4 protein-coding genes are annotated in these 4,859 nt (G+C 39.7%); 2 read left to right on the forward strand and 2 right to left on the reverse strand.

Translation table 11 applies throughout. From position 1 onward, the window contains the following. Positions 1 to 187: 187 nt before the first annotated feature. Positions 188 to 2,245 carry a methionine--tRNA ligase gene (gene metG / locus FTU17_RS16785; protein ID WP_180136086.1) on the reverse strand — a complete coding sequence of 686 codons (2,058 nt, stop codon included), beginning with the start codon at positions 2,243 to 2,245 and terminating at the stop codon, positions 188 to 190. Positions 2,246 to 2,416: 171 nt separating this feature from the next. Here metG and FTU17_RS16790 point away from each other — a divergent pair, with 171 nt between their 5' ends. Continuing rightward, a complete protein-coding gene (locus FTU17_RS16790) occupies positions 2,417 to 3,211 on the forward strand; it encodes a hypothetical protein (RefSeq protein ID WP_180021465.1) in 795 nt (264 codons plus the stop codon). Positions 3,212 to 3,452: 241 nt separating this feature from the next. Beyond that, a complete protein-coding gene (locus FTU17_RS16795) occupies positions 3,453 to 3,851 on the forward strand; it encodes a hypothetical protein (protein WP_180021294.1) in 399 nt (132 codons plus the stop codon). Between the two features lie 49 nt (positions 3,852 to 3,900). Here the strand turns inward: FTU17_RS16795 and FTU17_RS16800 are convergent, their stop codons facing one another. Next, positions 3,901 to 4,239 (reverse strand): hypothetical protein, encoded by a 339-nt coding sequence (locus FTU17_RS16800; RefSeq protein ID WP_180136088.1) that lies wholly within the window; start codon positions 4,237 to 4,239, stop codon positions 3,901 to 3,903. Positions 4,240 to 4,859 lie beyond the last annotated feature (620 nt).

Raw genomic sequence — 4,859 nt, forward strand, 5'->3', positions numbered from 1 at the left:
TATACATCTGTGTTATGGCGTTTTAAAACATCAGACTGCCTATCAAAGAGATTATTTAGTGGTCGAATAATCTCAAAACCTGATTGACTACCAAGACGGTATCTCATCTCCTAAAAGGAGAGGGAACTTTTAGGCATAAAAAAAGCCCCTACAACGTAGAGGCTTTTTCCAATCTTAATCTTAAAAGTTAAGACACTTTATCACCAGCTTTAGCACCAGATTCAGGTGAAATTACCCAAACACCTTCGCCATTACCCGCAGCTAAAACCATACCGTTAGAAATACCAAAACGCATCTTACGTGGTGCAAGGTTTGCCACCATCACCACAAGTTTGCCTTTTAAGTCTTCAGGTTGGTAAAACTCACGGATACCGCTAAACACGTTACGTGGCTCGGCTTCACCGACATTTAAAGTCAATTGAAGCAGCTTGTCAGAACCTTCAACGTGAGCAGCTTCTAATACCTCAGCCACACGTAGGTCAACTTTCATAAAGTCTTCGATACCGATGATTTCAGCTTCGCCAACTTTAGGCTCAGGTTTCTTTTCAGCTTTCTTCTCTTTTTTCTTTTCCGCTTTTGGTGCTTCAGCAGGCGCAGCTAAAGAATCTTTAGATGCATCGACCATCGCAGCAACTGCTTTCGGGTCTACACGTTGCATCAATGGTTGGAATTGAGCAATTTCATGATCAACCAAAATCGTTTGTACAGAAGCAAAGTCGAAAGATTCTAATTTTAAGAAGCTCTGAACTTCTGCTGCCAATGTAGGCAATACAGGTGCAAGATACACCGCCAACTGACGGAACAAGTTAATACCGACAGAACATACATCATGAACTTGTTGTTCTTCGCCTTCAATTTTCGCTAAAGCCCAAGGCTTTTTCTCGTCGATATATTGGTTGGCTTTGTCAGCAAGCGCCATGATTTCACGGATTGCCGCAGAGAATTCACGCGCTTCGTATTGAGCAGCGATTGACGCACCTGCATCAATAAAGCTTTGAACCAATTCAGGCTCTGCACAAGTCGCAGAAAGTTTGTTATCAAATTTTGTATTAATGAATTTCGCACAACGGCTTGCGATGTTGACCACTTTACCAACAAGGTCTGAATTCACTTTCTGAACGAAATCATCAAGGTTCAAATCAGAATCTTCAACTTTGTCAGAAAGTTTAGACGCGAAGTAGTAACGTAAGTATTCAGGGTTTAAATGCTCAAGATACGTTTCCGCTTTAATGAACGTACCGCGAGATTTAGACATCTTCTGACCGTTTACAGTCAAGAAACCGTTTACGAATAAGCTTGTTGGGGTACGGTAGTTTGCACCTTCAAGCATTGCAGGCCAGAACAACGCATGGAAGTAAACGATGTCTTTACCAATGAAGTGATAAACTTCATTTTTCGAATCTTTTTTCCAGTAGTCGTCAAAGCTTAGGTCAGGACGTTTAGTTTTGATGTAGTTTTCAAAGCTCGACATATAGCCGATTGGCGCATCTACCCAAACGTAGAAATATTTGTTTGGCGCATCTGGAATTTCAAAACCGAAGTAAGGCGCATCACGCGAGATATCCCAATCAGATAAACCTGCTTCAAACCATTCATCCAACTTGTTGGCAATCGACACAGGTAGACGACCTTCATCACGTGTCCATTTTTGTAGGTATTCACCAAAGTTCGGCAGTTTAAAGAAGTAGTGATCTGAAGATTTTTCTACAGGTGTCGCACCGCTTAACGTCGATTTTGGATTCAACAATTCAGTTGCGTTGTATGTTGTACCGCAAACTTCACATGAATCGCCGTATTGGTCTTCTGCTTTACATTTCGGGCATGTGCCTTTAATGAAACGGTCTGACAAGAACATTGCTTTTTCAGGATCAAACAATTGCGTTACAGGACGTACTGCAATGTTGTTTGCTTCGCGGTTTTTAATATAAATCTCAGAAGCACGTGCTTGGTTTTCAGCACTGTTGGTTGAGTCGTAATGGTCAAAATCAACTTTAAAGCCAGCAAAGTCACGCTCATGTTCTTTTTGTACATTGGCAATTTGCTGTTCAGGTGTAATGCCGTTGGCTTCTGCACGTAGCATGATTGCTGTGCCGTGAGCATCGTCCGCACATACATAAGTCACGTTATGACCCATTGCACGCATGGCACGAACCCAAATATCAGCTTGGATATAACCGAGTAAATGGCCCATATGAATTGGGCCATTCGCGTATGGAAGGGCGTTAGTAACTAAAATATTACGCACGGATATGACTCTCTCATTCGTATTTATGCAATGGGCTGTAATTTTACATGAGATAGCCAGTACTTGCACAAGGGAATAGGTGAAATCTTTGCAAAAGTAAAAAAATCTATATTGCTGACACAATTACAGTGATAATAACGCATAACTGTGATGCTTAAGAGTAACAAGCCCATGTATGAAGATGACTATGAAGACGATCAGCCAATCACTCGTATTCCTCAAAATGAACAGCGTCATAAATTGGGGCATCACATTATTAAAGATGCGCAGCAATATTTAGAACAGATTTCAGCAGATGAGCATGCCTTACTGATTCAAACTCTGCGTCATTTGGCACAAGATGAGCCTTATTTCGATATTTTGGCCGATGAATTAGATCAGCCGGTAGAAATGAAAGTAGCGAATGATGCTTTAAATTTATTGTATTTTTGGCAACTGCTTCATCAACATGAAAATGATGCAGACTTTGATTTTCTGAATGTCATCAATAGCGAGTTTTTCCAAACTGAAATGTTGAAAGCCTTTGATGCTTTGAATATTGGTGAACATAAAGCAGCGCGCCGTCAGGTACTTTTAGATGCGTTTAAACTGTATAAATTAAATATTCATGCAGGCTGTATCCCTGTGTTATATGCACAGCTTGAAGGTATTTTGACGGACGTCTTGATTCAAACCGGTTTCTTAAATCAAAACGGCACTAAATTTGTCGATGTCTATAAAATTGTACCGGGACTTAAAGGCAGTGAAATTAAAAGCCTTTGGCACAAATCTAAAATTGCCAATGAGTTGAATCCGTATTTTGCCGAATTGGCGGCCTATCAAATGGATAGCAGCTCTACCGTAGCGATGACCCGTCATAATATTTTGCATGGTACCGATGTCGCGCATTTTAATCAGGGACGGAGTTTTATCCTGTTTATTTGGCTGTTTTCCGCAGTGAGCTTTATGAGTACGGTCAGCAAATAAGTTTAATTTCAAGAGATCAATGCATAGGAGTGGCATTGATCTCTTTGCATTACATCATCCTTTAAAATTAAAAGCATAGAGTAAAATCGACCATGCATATTTGCATCAAGCCATTGTGAAAATAGGCAATCACATGGCGTTTTCCTGTGGTTGATTTGTTTCTAAATGCGTCTATTTCAAGTATCTGCTTCAAATCGCGTTATAACTATTGTTAGACAATAACAGAGAAGAGGCGAGAACGATGACAACTGAAAATAAAATTGATCAATTGAAAGATAAAGCGTCAGAGTTGGGTGATGATCTAAAGCTCAAAGCCAAAGAGGCTCAACTTGAAGGTGAAAAAGCACTCGATGGTACAAAGCATAAAGTTGAAGAACTCAAGCTTGAGGGTGAAAAAACCTTAAATGACGCCAAACATGAACATGCAGAACAGCATGCTGAAACCAAAGACCGTCTAGAGCAGTTAAAAGCAGAAGCGAGTCATAAATTTGATGAAGCCAAAGTCAAAGCCTCCGAACTTAAACATGAGGCTGTCGAAAAATTTGATGAACTAAAAGTGCAGGCGACAGAGAAATTTGACGAGTTAAAAAAGAAAGCCACTGACACACTGCATAAGTTTAAAAAAGATGACCAAGCTTAATTAGGTCTGATGAAAAAAGCCGTTCTATAAAGAGCGGCTTTTTTAGGTTTCATTGCTTTAATCCATCTAAATTTTCAGTCTTAATATTTTTGACTTGATCATCGACTACGGAAATCACGTAGCGCATATTGGCAATTTCGTAGGTGTAATCTACCGCCAATTTTGCAGGCAGATTTTTCTCTTGCAGCGGATAGGACACCATTTTCATCGGAGAGGCTTGCATACGCGAGCGCATGAGATCGAGGCTATCACCAATCGCTACAGTTTGTCGGTCAGGTGTTTGAATGGCTTCAGTCATAACTTCTGCATGGGCTGCTGAAGTCAGGAGCATCAAGGCACATAAAGCCGTTTTATACATATTCTTCTTATACACAGTCTTCTGATACATCGTCATCCCCATTTTAAAAACTAAAAAGCACAAAATGTGCCTTTAGATTGCACATCCATCACTATAATTATTCTGTTGAAACGATTGAAATATAAACTGAAATTACGCTGTAAAAGTATGGTTGATATGTAATCAATTTAAAATTTAATGGCTTTGGTTTAGCCGCATAGATCAACTATAAGGGCATTTTAAGTGGCACACGCTTGAAAACTTGCTTGAAAGCTGACTAAATTACTCACTGATGTTACGCAGTAACATCAGACGCACCGTTTGCTTCAAATAAAAGAATGATACGCGGTAAGGTCATCCGCAAGTGTTTGAGACAGGACTCCTTCTAATCAAAAATGGTTTTGCGATACTTTGAATAATTTGACGCTAGTGAACGAGTTTTGCGGATGACAATGGTTTTGGGTACTTTTGCCAAAACAAAAGTACCTCCAGCCGAAGGCTAATCTCTTTATTCAAACCCTAGATATAAGACTCCGTTGAATATTAGGACTTACGCATTGACTGATTCAAAAAAGTATTAAAATACTTTATAAAGTATCTGTGATCAGACGAATTAAACATGCTTCTACAGCAACTTGTACATTACCCATTTATATGGGCTTTCTCATGAC

Source organism: Acinetobacter sp. YH12070 (genome assembly GCF_013419625.1).
GTDB lineage: Bacteria > Pseudomonadota > Gammaproteobacteria > Pseudomonadales > Moraxellaceae > Acinetobacter > Acinetobacter amyesii.